We start from the raw sequence: 16,011 nt of genomic DNA on the forward strand, positions 1-16,011 counted from the left end.
TGTCTCCCTCCAAGTTCTTATTTTTATAATACATTTTTTAATTCTTTTACTAACTCACTTAATTTTACTACTTTTTGTTCTGATGTTTTCATATTTTTAAGTGTAGCACTATCATTTTCAAGCTCATCATCGCCTATTACTATTGTAAATTTAGCGTTTATTTTATCTGAATATTTAAACTGTGCCTTTACGCTTCTATCTAAATGATCATTGTCTGCACTTATATGATTCCCTCTTAATTCTTTTAGCAACTTAAAGCTCTTAGTTTTTGCAGCGTCCCCTATTGTTACTATAAATATATCTGTTGAGTGAGGATTTTCTATTTGTATATCGTTGTTCTCAAGAGTCAATAAAAGTCTCTCTACTCCAAGTGCAAAACCTATTCCACTTGTTCCCTTTGGACCTCCGATTTGCTCGATAAGACCATCATATCTTCCTCCGCCGCAAACAGTGCTTTGCGCTCCTATGTCATTAGATATGATTTCAAATGCTGTTTTTTTATAATAGTCAAGCCCTCTAACTATAGTTTTGTCAACTACAAAGTTTATATCCATCTCTACTAAGTACTCTTTTAGTTTTGCAAAGTGAGTTTTGCAATCATCACATATATGATCTATCATAAAAGGTACATCTTGTAAATTAGTCTGACAAGTTGGGTTTTTACAATCTATAACCCTCATCGGATTTTTTTCTTTTCTTTCATTACAAGTATCACAAAGTACGCTTGATTTTTGGTCTAAGTACTCTCTTAGTTTTTTGTTGTAAGTTTCTCTACAAACTGGGCAACCTACTGAATTTATGCTTACTGCTAAATCTTTAAGACCTAATTCTGTGAAGAATTGAACTGCTAAGGCTATAACTTCGGCATCTATAGATGGGTTGTCACTTCCTATCGCCTCTATTCCGAACTGATGGAATTGTCTTTGTCTCCCTGCTTGTGGTCTTTCATATCTAAAGCAAGGTGTTATGTAAAATAATTTTGTTGGTTGAGCATCTGCGTACAACTTGTTTTCTATAAATGCTCTAACTGCACCTGCAGTTCCCTCTGGCTTTAGAGTTATATCTCTTTCTCCCTTGTCTTGGAATGAGTACATTTCTTTTTGTACTATATCCGTAGTGTCTCCAACACTTCTTTTAAAAAGCTCTGTGTGTTCAAATATTGGAGTTCTCATTTCTTCATATCCAAATAAATCACATATCTCTCTGAATTTATTTTCTAAATAAGTCCACTTATAAGAATCTTTTGGTGTTATATCTTTTGTTCCTCTAGGAGCTTTAGTTAGCATTTTTATTGACCTCCTCCTTTTTCCTATCTACCATCTCTTGAACTCTAGCTATATACTGTTCTACATTTTTTACATTGTCTACTCTTTCTATTCTATCTTCATCGACATATACGAATTTGGATATAGCACCTGCACCTAAGGCGTAGTTACTTTGTTTTTCTTCCATAATTTGCATATTGTAGATACATTCGTAGCCTTCTTTAGCATAACCTATATTTTCTAAATTTCCTAACATATGCTTTTGTCTATACATATAATATGGGTTAAGTCCCATTTTTTTTGCGTACTTCATAGATAAATCTATCATTTTTACCATTTCCTCATATTGAGTAAGGTGGTATTTGTCTATGTTTTCTTTTAAATTAGAAGCCCTCTTTATTGCAAGTGTATGAACTGTCAAACTCTCTGGAGAAAGTTTTTCGATTTTCTTTAGAGTGTTTTCAACCATAGCTAAATCCTCATCCATAAGTCCAAGTATTAAATCCATATTTATATTATCAAATCCTAATTCTCTAGCCATGTTAAAGCAATCTACTATATCAGATACTTTATGTTCTCTTCCTATTTTTACTAGAGTGCTATCATTCATAGTCTGAGGATTTATACTTATTCTAGTTACATTGTGTTTTTTTAATACTTCTAATTTACCTCTAGTTATTGAGTCCGGTCTACCTGCTTCAACTGTAAATTCTTTTATCTTAGTTAAATCCAGCTCTTTAAACAAAGAGTTTATAAGTAAGTCCATCTCTTCTTCGTCTAAAGTAGTAGGTGTTCCTCCTCCAATATACAAAGTTTCTATTTCTTTGTTGGTTTCTTCTAATAACTTAGAAAGCCCTTTTATTTCCTCTATTAATTTGTAAACATACTCTCTCTTTAGATGCCCAAATTGTTTTAGTGGGTTTGCTGGAAAAGAGCAGTACAGACATCTAGTAGGACAAAATGGAATACTTACATATAAAGATATCTTATTTTTATCTATAGGGTAAATAAATAGTCTTTCTCTTTTTGCTATTTCAAGAGCTAAGTCTATTTTCTCATCACTTATTAAATAGTTTTTCTTTAGATTTTCTCTAATAGACTCATCATCTAGACCATTATCTAGAAGTTTGTGAACTATTTTTACAGGTCTTATCCCCGTCAAAATTCCCCAAGGAACATAAGAGTTGAATATTTTCATAAGAACATTAAACATACTCCTCTTTATAGTTTCCTTGGTGATTTTTTTAACTTCCTGCTTCGTCAAACCTTTTATAGATCTATTGTCTAAGTGTTCAAATTTAACCTGGTAATTTTCACAATAAACGGTTTTAGAAAACACATTATCATTATAGACAATAACTGTGTTTTCTAAAATCATTCCAACATCTTTACTATCAACAAATTTGAATTGGGTAGTAAATAATTTTAATAACTCGGCAACCTCATAATTATAATCGTGCCCCTTTAAAACTACACCTAACATTTCATCATTCCTTTTCTTTTGATTAACACAAGGAGATGCATACCTACCCTACATATAAGGATTTGTGTTTTTTTCTACACCTAATGTAGTGCTAGGCCCATGACCTGGGTATACAAATAATTCATTTTCATATTTTGATAACTTTTTAAGAGATTTTTCCATTTGATTATAGTCCCCTCCATATAGGTCTGTTCTACCTATACTTCCTGCAAACAGTGTATCTCCTGTAAACATATGATTGTCTATTCTTATACACATGCTACCCTTTGTATGTCCTGGAGTGTGTATAAATGTTAATTTCATATCGCCTACACTAAGCTTATCTTTATCATTTACATATATGTCAGCTTTAAATGCTTGAGGCCCATAAGGCATTCTATATGATAAATTCTTCTTTTCATCTAATAGTATTTCTTCTTCGTCTTTATGAGCTACAACCTTAACACCTGTTCTTTCTACAAGCTTAATTACTCTTCCTATATGGTCTCCATGTCCATGAGTAAGTACTATATATTCTACTTTTAATGACTTTTCTTCTAATATCTTTAGTATCTCTTCTACCTTAGCCCCCGGATCTATAACTATACATTTTCTAGTCTTTTCATCACCTACTATATAAGTATTAACTCCAAAGTCCATATCAATAGCTTTTTCTATAATCATAATTTAACATCTCCAATCTATACTTATTTCCCTCATTTTTAAGTATTAGAAATTTTAATTTCCATTGTGTATTGTTAATATATTCTAATAAATTGTGTTTTAGAAAAGTTTATTTGATTCAAGTAACATAGTTACAGGCCCATCATTTGTTAAATCAACCATCATGTGCGCTCCAAACTTTCCTGTTCCAACTTCTACACCATTGTCTCTAAGCTTTTTTACAAACTCTTCATATAGAGGGTTTGCTAACTCTGGTCTAGCTGCATCTGAGAAACTTGGTCTTCTTCCTTTTCTACAATCCCCATATAAAGTAAACTGAGAAACTGCTAAAATTTTACCATTTATATCTTTTAAAGATAGATTCATTTTCTCATTTTCATCTTCAAAAATTCTTAAGTTTAATATTTTGTCTACCATATAATCTACATCTTTTGATGTATCTTCATGTGTAACTCCCAACAAAACAAGTAATCCTTTGTCTATCTCTCCTGTTATTACGCCATCTACTGTAACTTTAGAAGAAGATACTCTTTGTACTACTGCTCTCATATAGTCCTCCTATTTGTTTACTCTGTATATACTTTCAACACCTGAAATCAATTTTATTTTTTTCATTATATCATCTAATTCTTTTATATTGTTAACCTCAACTAGTATACTTACGTTTACCATCGAGTCCTTAGTTTTTCTTGCATTTATCCCCATAAGACTTATTTTTGCTACAGCAATTGTATGGGTTATTTCATTTATGATTCCTCTTCTATCGACAACTCTCATTTGAACTTCTGCTTCAAATTTACCTTTGTCAACATCACTCCAAGCTACTTCTACCAATCTATTTTGGAAAAACTCTCCATGTATATTTGCATTTGGGCAATCAGCTCTATGAATCGCCACTCCTCTTCCCTTTGTCACATAACCTATTATCTCATCTCCAGGAAGCGGTGTACAACATTTTGCAAATCTAACCAATATATTATCAAGACCCTTTACAGTTATCCCTTGTGATGATCCCTGTCTTCTCTTGCTTTTATATTCTTGGTCTGTTAAGTTATGTTCGCTTAAGTTGTCTGCCTCTGTTTCTTTTTTACTTTTTTTGATTTCCTTTTCGTATAAATCTCTTATTTTTGGTACAACTTGAGAAGCCATAATTCCACCATAGCCAATAGTCGCTATTAAATCTTCTACATTTGGCTGGTTAAATTTTTTGCTCATCTGTAACATGTACTTGTCTATTAGAGGATCCTTTGATGGAATACCATACTTTTTAAATTCTCTCTCTAAAATTAGATTCCCACGTTCTAAATTTTCTTCTCTTCTCTCTTTTTTAAACCACTGTCTAATTCTACTTTTAGCATTTGGTGTTTTTACGATATTAAGCCAGTCTCTACTCGGTCCATTAGAATTAGCAGATGTTAAAACCTCTATTATGTTTCCATTTTGAAGTTTGTAGTCAATAGGTACTATCCTGCCGTCAATTTTAGCTCCGACGCATTTGTTACCTACATTTGTATGAACTCTATACGCAAAATCTATTGGAGTTGATCCTGCAGGAAGCTCTATAACATCACCTTTTGGAGTAAATACATATACTTGACTGCTAAAAACATCTTCTTTTAAGGCATCCATGAATTCGTGAGGATCCTTTAAGTCTTTTTCCCATTCCATCATCTGTCTTAGCCATTGAAGTTTTTCTTCTACTTTATCTTTTCCTGAGCTTGCTTTTCCTTCTTTATATTTCCAGTGTGCTGCTATACCGTACTCTGCTATATTGTGCATTTCCTGAGTTCTTATTTGTATCTCAAGAGGTTCTCCATCAGGTCCCAAAACAGTAGTGTGAAGTGATTGGTACATATTTGGCTTTGGCATAGCTATATAATCCTTAAATCTCCCTGGCATTGGCTTCCATAAAGTGTGCACTATACCAAGTACAGCATAACAGTCTTTTACTGTGTCAACTATTATTCTTACTGCTGTTAAGTCAAATATCTCCTCAAAATCTTTGTTTTTGTTTTTCATTTTTCTATAGATGCTGTAAAAGTGTTTTGGCCTTCCATATACTTCACATTCTATATTAAGGGCCTTAAACTTTTCTTCTAGTAGTTGTACAATTTTTTGTATATACTCTTCTCTCTTGCTTCTTTTCATAGATACTTTGTTCACTAATTCATAGTAGCCATCTGTATCTATATATCTAAGTGCTAAATCTTCAAGTTCCCATTTTATCTTGGAAATACCTAATCTATGGGCAATACCACCGTAAATTTCAAGAGTTTCCTTTGCTTTTGACTTAGCTTTTTCTGGTGGCATAAATTTTAGTGTTCTCATGTTGTGAAGTCTATCTGCTAGTTTTATAAGAATTACCCTTATATCCTTAGCCATTGCTAAAAACATTTTTCTTAAGTTTTCAGATTGAGTTTCTTCTTTTGACTGATACTTTATCTGACCAAGCTTTGTCACTCCATCTACAAGGTCAGCTATTTCTTTTCCAAATTCTTTTTCTATATCTTCATAGGTATAAGAAGTATCCTCTATTACATCATGTAAAAGCGATGCTGATATAGTTTCAATATCCAACTCCATATCTGCTAAAATATTAGCTACAGCTATGGGGTGAATAAAATAAGGTTCTCCAGACTTTCTAAATTGTCCAACATGTGCGTTTCTTGCAAAATAATAAGCCTTTTCGACAGTCCCAATATCACAGTTCGGTGCATAATTTTTTATTTTTTCAATTAATTCTTGTAATTCCTTGTCATGCATAATACCACCTATTTTAAGTATGAATTTTTATATATATATGAAAATAGTTGGCAATATACCAACTATTGTAAAAGTATTAGTATTTTATAAGAGAATTTACATCATATTTAGATAATTTATCTCTTCCATTTAAGAATTCTAGTTCTATTAAGAATTGAATAGAAACAACCTCTCCGCCTAATTTTTCTATAAGCTTAGTAGCGGCTTCTACAGTACCTCCTGTAGCTAATAAATCATCAACTATTGCAACTCTTTGTCCTTTTTTGATTGAATCTTTGTGTATTTCCAAAGTATCAGTTCCATATTCTAACCCATATTCGTAGCTTTCAATCTCTCCAGGTAATTTTCCTGGCTTCCTGATAGGAATAAATCCTACTCCTAATCCATAAGCTACTGGAGTTCCCATTAAAAATCCTCTAGCCTCTGGACCTACTATTAGGTCTACGTCCTTTTCCTTTAAGTCTTTTATTATAGCATCTACACTATATCTAAATGCGTCTGCATTACTTAACAAAGTAGTTATATCTTTGAAATTTATGCCTGGTTTTGGGAAATCTTCAATCTCTCTTATTGTTTTTTTTAAATCCATGTTGGACTCCTCCTAATAACTATTTGAATATTTATTCTTTAGTGCTTCTAAATTATTAAGTATTAAGCTACTGTTTAGATCCAATTTTTGGTTTGGTTTTGGTAGCAACTTTATAAAAATAGAACTTTTGGTATAGTCTAAATTGAAATCAATTAAACTTAACTCTTTAAATATATTTAATATAGCAAATAATTTTATAGGAACCATATTAAATACCTTTTTTATATCTGCCATATTCATATTAATTTTTTTGTTGGTAAGAATAGACTTGTAAACAAATACAAACTCATCTCTATTCGGTGTTATATTATTTATTATACTATTCAAATACAATAAATTTACTGATGTATAATACTTTATTAGCAAAGTTTCTTCTCTTTTATAATTGTTTATATGATAATATTCGTCTTTATTGTACAAATAATCATAAAGAATAATATTATTATATCTTTTTAAGTCTATTTTATCAATATTAGGAGAAAATATAAGTTGTACTTTGTCAATATTTTGTTCTGCATCCTCAATAATATTATAGTCTACTGAAAAATCGTATTCTGTAAGCGATATATCCGATATAGCTTTATAAAATCCATTTACCGAGTTTGCTATCACTAAAGTATCTGAATTTATGTATTCAAAGATATTTATATCTGTACTGCCTCCTAAAACATCATTCGGCATAAAACTATCTATATTATTATTTTGTCCATCTATAGAAGATAAATTGTATAAAGTTTCTATGTTTGATGGAATTATTTTTGACATTAACTGTAATGATAATGTATCGCTACTTGAATCTTTTGGGTAGGCTAGCCTTATATCCTTGAGTAAAAACTGAACCTTTCTATTTCCCATATATACATTTTCGTCTAGCTGAAATAAAACATCTATCTTATCCCCTACCTGATACTTTTCTCTTAGGTAACCCATATTAAAACCTATACATTCATATGTATTTTCTTTTTGTATATTAAGTTTAAGATGTTGCTGCTTTTTTCCTATTGTCCTTATTTCACTTAGTTCACAGTTTCTAATTATAAATCTAGGATTAGGGTTTTTAAGTCCAAAAGGTTCTAATTTATGAAGTTCATTAACTAAATCTAGGTTTACAACATCCTCAGATAATTCAAACTCTACACTTATATTTTCTATCATGTCTTCTTCAGTTAAGTTGTATTCTGCAAACTTATTTATCTGATTTGACAATTCTTCTACTTTGTCTGAGTCTAGTGCCAACCCTGCTGCCTGGTCATGCCCACCAAATTTGTTCATTAAATGTTTACATTTTGTAAGAGCATCAAATATACTAAAGCCTTTTATAGATCTAGCTGAACCTGTTGCCTCTTTACCTTCTATAGTTAGTAGTATAGTCGGTTTATAGTACTTTTCTGTAAGTTTGGATGCAACTATTCCTATTATTCCGTGCTGCCATCCTTCTTTTGCTATTACTAGTACTTTATCATTTTCGTATCTTTCATTAGCTTTTATTATTTCCTCAGCCTCGTGATACATTTTCGCCTCTATCATCTGTCTTTCATTGTTTTTTTCTTCTAATAACCCTGCAATTTCTATAGCTTCTTCTTGGCTAGTAGTTGTGAAAAGTTCAACACCTAGATAAGAATAGCCTAGCCTTCCTGACGCATTTATTCTAGGTCCTATTGCAAATCCTATGTGTGATGAACCTATTTTATCACTTTCAACTCCGCATACCTTTATAAGCTCTTTTAATCCTATATTCTTGCCATCTCTCATCAATTTTAGTCCATTTTTAACTATTATTCTATTTTCATCAACCAAAGGCACTATATCACAAATCGTAGCTATTGTTACAATTTCTAGATAATCGTACATAGTAGTTTTAAATTCTTCTTTTGGAGTTAGTGCTTGTATAATTTTAAATGCTACTCCACATCCACAAAGCATATCAAAAGGATAATTACAATCATTTTGCTTAGGATTTATCACTGCAAATGCATTTGGTATTTTTTCTTGACACTCGTGGTGGTCTGTAATTATTACATCTATACCTAACTTGTTTGCTAGTTCTACCTCATTTACAGATGTTATTCCACAATCAACACTTATAATTAAGTCGCATCCATTTGAATGTATTTTTTTTATAGCTTCTTCGTTTATTCCATACCCTTCTTCTAGCCTATTTGGAATATAGTAGTTTACTGGATAATTTATAGATTTAAAATATATACACAGTATAGATGTTGACGATACTCCGTCGACATCATAGTCTCCATAAATCCATATTCTCTGATTATTTTCTACTGCAAATTTTATTCTATCTACAGCCTTATCCATATCTTTCATTAAAAATGGATCCCTCAAATAATCTAGTGATGGATTCATAAATATTTCGGCATCTTTTTCATTATCTATTCCTCTATTTTTCAATATTTGACTAATTTCCGGGGAAATATTGATTTTTTGGCTTAGATTGTCCTTTTCTATTTTGGATTTGTGTTTTAAAGTCCACTTCTTATTAAATTTCATATTCTCCCCTCCTAGTTCTTTTTATATTTTGATTTAATCATCTTTATAACAAGCAATAAACCGATAATAAATGATGTGAAAAAACCAGCCATCGCTACTAATTTTATCCAAATTATTTGCTCTATATTAGGCGATGCAATGATTAAAGAAGATCCTACTATTATTGCCGCCAACACTAAACTAAGTGATGTTTGAGTAGCTAGGTCTGTTATTCTTTCTTCTAGTTTTGTTACTTTTACTTCTTCTATATTTATCTTTAAGTTGTTTTTTTCTATATTTCTTAAAATAACTCTAAGTTGTTTAGGGATAGTTTTTAAGTCTAAAAGCACTTCTTCAATACTATTTTTGGAGTTTAAAAGTAAATTCTGCGGTTTAAATTTATTTGTATAGTAATGTTTCATGAAGTTTTCTCCAGCTGACCCTATTGAAAATTTTGGATAAAGCTCTCTACCTGTTCCCTCTAGAGTTATTATTGTTTTTGCGAGTATCGCCAATTGAGACGGCATAATCAGCTTATATTTTCTAAAAAACCTAAAAACTTCATTTAATATTCCTGTTATACTTATCTTTTCTATAGGAGCATCATAGTAATAATGTATCATATACAATAAATCCTGTTTTAAACCTGGTATATCTGCATCTGTTCCTATAGCATCTATCTCCATTAATAAATATATTACCCTATCTACGTTCTTTTCTATCGCCGCTAATACGATTTCATTGAGTAATTTCAGTGTTTTTTTATCTATGATTCCTATCATTCCAAAATCTATATATGATATACACTCTGAACCCAGTACAAATATATTACCAGGATGAGGGTCAGCATGGAAAAATCCCGCTTCAAAAATCTGTTTGAACATGGACTCTACCCCTACTTCACTTATTCTTTTTGTATCCCATCCTAAGCTATTTATTTTTTGTATGTCACTTAATTTTACCCCTACTATCTTCTCCATAACCAATACTCTCTTTGTCGTGTACTGGGAATATACTTCTGGGATATATACTTTTTTGCTATCCTTAAACATTTTCTTGAATTTTATAGCATTTATAGCCTCAAAGTTATAATCAAGTTCTTTTATTAACTGTGTCTGGAATTCCTCTATAACTTGATATAAATCTATATCTATATCTTTTTTCAAGTCTTTTAGTGTGGATGCTACCGTTCTCATTATTTCTAAGTCAGACTTTATTGTTTCTTCTATATTAGGTCTTTGTATCTTTACTATTACATCTTCTCCTGTTTTTAACTTAGCCTCATAGACCTGACCGATCGATGCTGCTGCAATTGGTTTTAGATTAAATTCCTTGAATACCTCATCTACACTTAATCCTAGTTCTTTTATAAATATTTCTTTTGCAAGTTCTGTACTAAATGACTCTACATTATCCCTAAGCTTTGATAATTCATCTATTATTTCTTGATCTATTAAATCTTTTCTAGTACTCAATATCTGACCTAACTTTACATATGTAGGTCCTAGTTCTTCAAATGCAGTCCTTATTCTCTCACCTGTTGTCATCATTTTAATTGTGTCTGAAGGATTTGTTAGTGGTATTTTATACGCTACCCCTTCTATATTTAGTTTTTCTACTATAAAACTAAATCCATACTTAATTAATATGTGTGCTATCTCTTTGTATCTTCTTAAGTTTTTGTAGCTTATTCTCAAATTCACCAACTCCTTGAATCAGTATATAATTTTCATCTTAAAATTTAAAAGGAGGTATCCCTTTAATGACTCTTAATCATTTAGAGACCCTCCTTAGAGATTACCTTATTTGAGATAGCCTCTTTAATTTTTATTATCGTCTATGTTTATCTGCTGTTTTTATATAATTTGTAGCAGAATCTATTAAACTTTGTTTTTCTTCTTCTGATAATTCTCTTATTACCTTGGCTGGAGATCCTAGTGCCAATACTCCTGATGGTATTTTTTTGCCAGGAGGAACCAAACTACCAGCCCCTATTAAACTGTATTCTCCTATTTCGGCACCATCTAATATTATAGACCCCATTCCTATTAGAGTGTTGTCTCCTATTTTGCATCCATGTATCAATGCTTTGTGTCCTATAGTTACATTTTTACCTATTTCTGTCTTTAGATTATGGCCAATATGGACAACTGTTCCATCTTGAATATTCGTATTCTCTCCTATAATTATGTCCTCTTCATCAGCTCTTATAACTACGTTATACCATATATTCGCATTTTTTTCTATTTTCACTTTGCCGATTATATCTGCAGACTCTGCTACAAATACTGATTCATGTATCTTAGGTTCTATACCTTCGTAACTTTTTATCATAAAATTATTCTTCTCCTTCCATCATTAGTTTTGCTTGTATCATAAGTGCACATTCAGTACGTTTTCTTTGCATTTCACACCCAAGTTCATATGGTTTGTTTATGTCATCATTGAAATTAGTCGCATTGGCATGACACCCACCTGAACAGTAGAATTTATTCCAACAATTTTTACATTCTTCTTTATTGTATACATGGGCATTTCTAAATTTATCTTTTAATTCTTTTGGAAGTGATATTTCTTCATCTAATATGTTAGCCATTTTATATTCTTCATTTCCTACAAATTGGTGGCATGGGTATATATCTCCATTTGGAGTTATAGAAAGATATTCATTTCCTGCCCCACATCCTGTTATTCTCTTTATTACACATGGACCTTGGTTTAGGTCAATCATAAAGTGGAAGAACTTGAACTCTTGTCCTTGTAACTTTCTATTGGCATACTCTATTGCTAAGTTTTCGTATTCCTCAAATATTTTTGGTAAGTCCTCTTCTCTAAGAGCATATGGATTTGATTCATCTCCAACAACCGGTTCTACTGATGTAAGTTCAAATCCTAAATCAGAAAAGTGTAAGACATCTTTTGAAAAATCTAAATTATCTCTTGTAAATGTACCTCTAACATAGTAATACTTGTCTTTTGGTCTTTTATCTACTAATTTTTTAAACTTAGGTAGTATTATATCATAACTTCCTTTGTCGTTTATGGTAGGTCTCATATTGTCGTTTATATCTTTTCTACCATCTAAACTCAACACTACATTGTGCATATTTTCATTTATGTAATCTATTATCTCATCATTTAATAATATCCCATTTGTAGTTATTGTATATCTTATGTTTTTATTATGTTGTTTTTCTATACTTCTGCCGTACTCAACCAATTGTTTTACTACTTCAAAATTCATTAGAGGCTCTCCACCAAAGAAGTCTATTTCTAGATTTTTTCTATTTCCTGAATTGGCTATCAAATAGTCTATAGCAGCTTTACCGACTTCAAAGCTCATCATTTCCTTTTCTCCACCGAAATCTCCTTGGGCTGCAAAACAGTATTTGCATTTTAAATTGCAATCATGGGCAACATGAAGACATAAAGCCTTTACAACAGGCTTTCTATTCACAAAACTTGGATGAAATTGATATGTATCTTCTGTATATAAAAGTCCGTCACTCTCTAAATTTTTTATTTCTTCATACGCTTCTTTTACTTCTTGTTCGCTATATTCAAATTTTAACTCATCTACTATTTCTTCTTTTGTCTTGTCCTTATAAAAGTCTAAGACTCTATACGCTGTATCGTCTAAAACATGCACAGCCCCTCCATTTACGTCTAAAACTATATTATATCCGTTCATTGAAAATTTATGTATCATACTCATACTACCACTCCTAAAGTTTAAATTTTGTCGTATACCCAGTTGTCGTATACACAGTTAAAGTTTTTAAAACTCTATTTTTCATTATATATCCTATGTAAAATGTAGGCAATATGATTTCTATAGCGATATTAACCTAATACTTTAATCTATATATTACCATATATACTTGTGATATCTTTAATAATTATTTCAAGCACAAAAAAATGACCTTTGAATTAGGTCATTTTATCGTAACTACATATCCCCCATAATAATTAAAATACCCCTTTTAGGTAAAATAAATTTTAACATATTCATAATAATACTTTTTTTTATTAATTTCAATACTTTATGCATAACTGGTCAGTTTTCGAGCATAACTGGACACTTTTATTATATTTTCATTATACTTTCATTTGAAAAGTTACTATATTTTTAAAATTAAAAGGCCCGCATCAAAATTAAAAATTTTAACACAGACCTCACACTTTATAATTTTACTATCTTTCACACTCTTGATTTGCAACTGTGCAAGAAGTTTTACAAGCTGACTGGCAAGAAGTTTGACACTCCCCACATCCACCTTTTTCTGCACTTCTCTTTAGAGTAGCCTTAGATAAAGTTTTTATATGCTTTTTTTCCATTTCTGTTGCCTCCCATAAATTAATCTTTGTTAATTATATCATAATTTTTCCACAACAGTAAACTATTTAAAGTTAACTCCTAAAACTCCACCTATACCCCCAGATATAACTGAGAATCCAATCTTATATAAAGTATCTATTTCATATGTAAAGTTATCTTGTGCCAAAAATACTATTAATATAAGACAAATTATGTATAAAAATCCAACTAGGACTCCATATATTAGTCCCTTTTCTTTTATATTTTTTGACGCATAAAACCCACCAAATGCAGATGATAATGTTGTTATAAAGGATGATGCCATGGCTATTGTATTTCCACCTAAGTCTGTAAACGTTATCAATAGGTTATATATCAGTAAAATTGCTAAGGTTATTATATAAGAGTAGCCAAGCCCCTTTAACACGTAATTAGTTTTTTCCATTAAAAAAACCTCCTCTCTAAACAATATATTCAAGAGGAGGTCTTTAAATTACAAATTATTCTACTACTTCTTTCTTTTCTTTTACAGTTCCTATAGCCCATTTTTCAAACGGAACTTTAGTTCTATTTGGTCCTAATTCTAGTATTACACTATCTTCTTCTACCTTAGCAACTCTAGCTATCATACCAGCTATAGTGACAACTTCATCTCCTACTGATAAGTTTGCTCTCATTTCTTTTAATTGCTTATCTTTTTTCTTTTGTGGTCTTATTAAAAAGAAATAAAATACTCCCATTATAACTACCCACATAAGTAAACTTGTTATAAACGTTGTTTGTTGCATCTTTACCACCCCTTTTTCAATTACTTAACTTTATTTTATAAAATTATATCTCATATCCATATTTAGCAAAGAATTCAGCTCTAAAATCAAGTAATCTATCTTCCATTATAGCTTCTCTTATTTGTTCCATTAGTTTTAATAAGAAATTCAAATTATGAATAGTTATAAGTCTAGCACCCAAGATTTCATTTGCCTTTACTAAGTGTCTTATGTATGCCCTTGTATAGTTTTTACAACAATAACAATCGCACTCAGGATCTAGTGGTGTAAAGTCTTTTGCGTATTTTGCATTTCTTACAACTACTTTTCCTTGGCTAGTCATAGCTGTACCATTTCTAGCTATACGAGTTGGAAGTACGCAGTCAAACATATCCACTCCTCTTATAACCCCTTCAACTAAATCATCTGGGCTACCAACACCCATTAAGTATCTAGGTTTATCAACTGGCATAAGCGGTGTTGTATACTCTAGCACTTCATACATTAATTGTTTAGGTTCTCCAACGCTCAGACCACCTATTGCATATCCAGGTAAATCTATTGATAATACCTCTTTGGCTGATTGTTCTCTTAGATCTTTATACATTCCACCCTGTATTATTCCAAATAATGCTTGGTTTTCTGTATTTTTATGAGCTTCTTTGCATCTTTCTAACCATCTAGTAGTTCTCTCTAGAGAGTTTTTAACATAGTCTCTATCGGCTGGATAAGGCGCACATTCATCAAATGCCATCATTATATCTGAACCTAAAGCATTTTGTATTTCCATAGCCTTCTCTGGGCTTATAAAATGTTTTGATCCATCTATATGTGACCTAAAGTGCACGCCTTCCTCAGTTATTTTTCTAAGTGGACCTAGACTAAATACCTGAAATCCTCCACTATCTGTAAGTATAGGTTTATCCCAGTTCATAAATTTATGAAGACCTCCAGCCTCCTTGACAAGTTCATGTCCTGGTCTCATATATAAATGATAAGTATTACTTAGGATTATTTGAGATCCAATTTCTTTTAATTCTTCTGGCGTCATCGCCTTTACTGTAGCTTGTGTTCCGACTGGCATAAATATAGGTGTTTCTATTACTCCATGAGGAGTGTGCAATCTACCTAACCTAGCCCCACTTTGCTTACAAGTTTTTATAAGTTCGTATCTAACTGCATACATGGCTTCTTCTCCTTGTGATCACTTTTTCGTTATTCTACTCTATTATCTTCTGCAATTTCTTTTTCACCGACACATCCTATTTTCATAGGTAAGGGATTTTTGTCTACTAAGTATTTTTTTATACAAAGCAAGCCTCCTATTGCTATTACACCAATTAGTATGTCAAACATACCATGAGTTTTTGGAATAAGTAACATCTTTCTTGCTATTGCATATAAAAGTGCCTCTATTAGAGCCCCCGGTATATGAAGACTTAACATTACTACAAGTTCCACACCTATTACTAAAATCAAAATTTGACCTAGTATATCATTGAGTTGGTTGTATTCAATGGGGTGTTGGAAATCTATTATGTAGACATTTAATATTACCCTTAAAACATCTACCATTCCTAGTAACACTACTATCAATACTACTACTGCTAATATTTTCTCAAAAATAAACGCTATTTTTAGAATTAAACCTTTTGTCTCTGAAGCATTCATACGGGGGA

Annotated in this window: 15 protein-coding genes; all 15 read right to left on the reverse strand. The window is 31.3% G+C overall.

Translation table 11 applies throughout. The features are described from left to right. Nucleotides 1–23: 23 nt before the first annotated feature. Entirely contained in the window at nt 24–1,286 is a 1,263-nt protein-coding gene (gene hisS, locus BUB34_RS00100) for a histidine--tRNA ligase (RefSeq protein ID WP_073123034.1), read from the reverse strand. After that, a complete protein-coding gene (gene hemZ / locus BUB34_RS00105; RefSeq protein WP_073123036.1) occupies nt 1,276–2,748 on the reverse strand; it encodes a coproporphyrinogen dehydrogenase HemZ in 1,473 nt (490 codons plus the stop codon). The genes hisS and hemZ overlap by 11 nt, the downstream gene beginning before the upstream one ends. A gap of 48 nt (nt 2,749–2,796) precedes the next feature. Continuing rightward, on the reverse strand, nt 2,797–3,411 hold the full coding sequence (locus BUB34_RS00110) for an MBL fold metallo-hydrolase (RefSeq protein WP_073123038.1): 615 nt from the start codon (nt 3,409–3,411) through the stop codon (nt 2,797–2,799). A 99-nt stretch (nt 3,412–3,510) separates the two neighbouring features. Further along, nucleotides 3,511–3,960, reverse strand: coding sequence for a D-aminoacyl-tRNA deacylase (gene dtd, locus BUB34_RS00115; protein ID WP_073123040.1), 450 nt, complete (start codon nt 3,958–3,960; stop codon nt 3,511–3,513). 9 nt (nt 3,961–3,969) lie between these two features. Beyond that, complete coding sequence (locus BUB34_RS00120) at nt 3,970–6,174, reverse strand: RelA/SpoT family protein (RefSeq protein ID WP_073123042.1); 2,205 nt, start codon at nt 6,172–6,174, stop codon at nt 3,970–3,972. A 76-nt stretch (nt 6,175–6,250) separates the two neighbouring features. Beyond that, on the reverse strand, nt 6,251–6,763 hold the full coding sequence (locus BUB34_RS00125) for an adenine phosphoribosyltransferase (RefSeq protein WP_073123044.1): 513 nt from the start codon (nt 6,761–6,763) through the stop codon (nt 6,251–6,253). 12 nt (nt 6,764–6,775) lie between these two features. Next, entirely contained in the window at nt 6,776–9,268 is a 2,493-nt protein-coding gene (gene recJ / locus BUB34_RS00130) for a single-stranded-DNA-specific exonuclease RecJ (protein ID WP_073123046.1), read from the reverse strand. An 11-nt stretch (nt 9,269–9,279) separates the two neighbouring features. After that, nucleotides 9,280–10,944 carry an ABC1 kinase family protein gene (locus tag BUB34_RS00135; RefSeq protein ID WP_073123048.1) on the reverse strand — a complete coding sequence of 555 codons (1,665 nt, stop codon included), beginning with the start codon at nt 10,942–10,944 and terminating at the stop codon, nt 9,280–9,282. A 133-nt stretch (nt 10,945–11,077) separates the two neighbouring features. Then, nucleotides 11,078–11,581, reverse strand: coding sequence for a gamma carbonic anhydrase family protein (locus BUB34_RS00140; protein WP_073123049.1), 504 nt, complete (start codon nt 11,579–11,581; stop codon nt 11,078–11,080). Between the two features lie 4 nt (nt 11,582–11,585). Next, a complete protein-coding gene (gene scfB / locus BUB34_RS00145) occupies nt 11,586–12,962 on the reverse strand; it encodes a thioether cross-link-forming SCIFF peptide maturase (protein ID WP_073123051.1) in 1,377 nt (458 codons plus the stop codon). 479 nt (nt 12,963–13,441) lie between these two features. Beyond that, on the reverse strand, nt 13,442–13,585 hold the full coding sequence (gene scfA, locus BUB34_RS00150; RefSeq protein WP_073123053.1) for a six-cysteine ranthipeptide SCIFF: 144 nt from the start codon (nt 13,583–13,585) through the stop codon (nt 13,442–13,444). Between the two features lie 62 nt (nt 13,586–13,647). After that, the gene (locus tag BUB34_RS00155; protein WP_073123054.1) at nt 13,648–14,010 is read right to left on the reverse strand and encodes a TIGR04086 family membrane protein; all 363 of its coding nucleotides are present in this window, start codon (nt 14,008–14,010) and stop codon (nt 13,648–13,650) included. Between the two features lie 55 nt (nt 14,011–14,065). Then, nucleotides 14,066–14,353, reverse strand: coding sequence for a preprotein translocase subunit YajC (gene yajC, locus BUB34_RS00160; protein WP_073123056.1), 288 nt, complete (start codon nt 14,351–14,353; stop codon nt 14,066–14,068). Nucleotides 14,354–14,396: 43 nt separating this feature from the next. Then, entirely contained in the window at nt 14,397–15,518 is a 1,122-nt protein-coding gene (gene tgt, locus BUB34_RS00165; protein ID WP_073123058.1) for a tRNA guanosine(34) transglycosylase Tgt, read from the reverse strand. A gap of 29 nt (nt 15,519–15,547) precedes the next feature. Next, nucleotides 15,548–16,003 (reverse strand): phosphate-starvation-inducible PsiE family protein, encoded by a 456-nt coding sequence (locus tag BUB34_RS00170; protein WP_073123060.1) that lies wholly within the window; start codon nt 16,001–16,003, stop codon nt 15,548–15,550. Between the last annotated feature and the right edge of the window lie 8 nt (nt 16,004–16,011).

Source organism: Asaccharospora irregularis DSM 2635 (assembly GCF_900129815.1).
Taxonomy (GTDB): Bacteria; Bacillota; Clostridia; order Peptostreptococcales; family Peptostreptococcaceae; genus Asaccharospora; species Asaccharospora irregularis.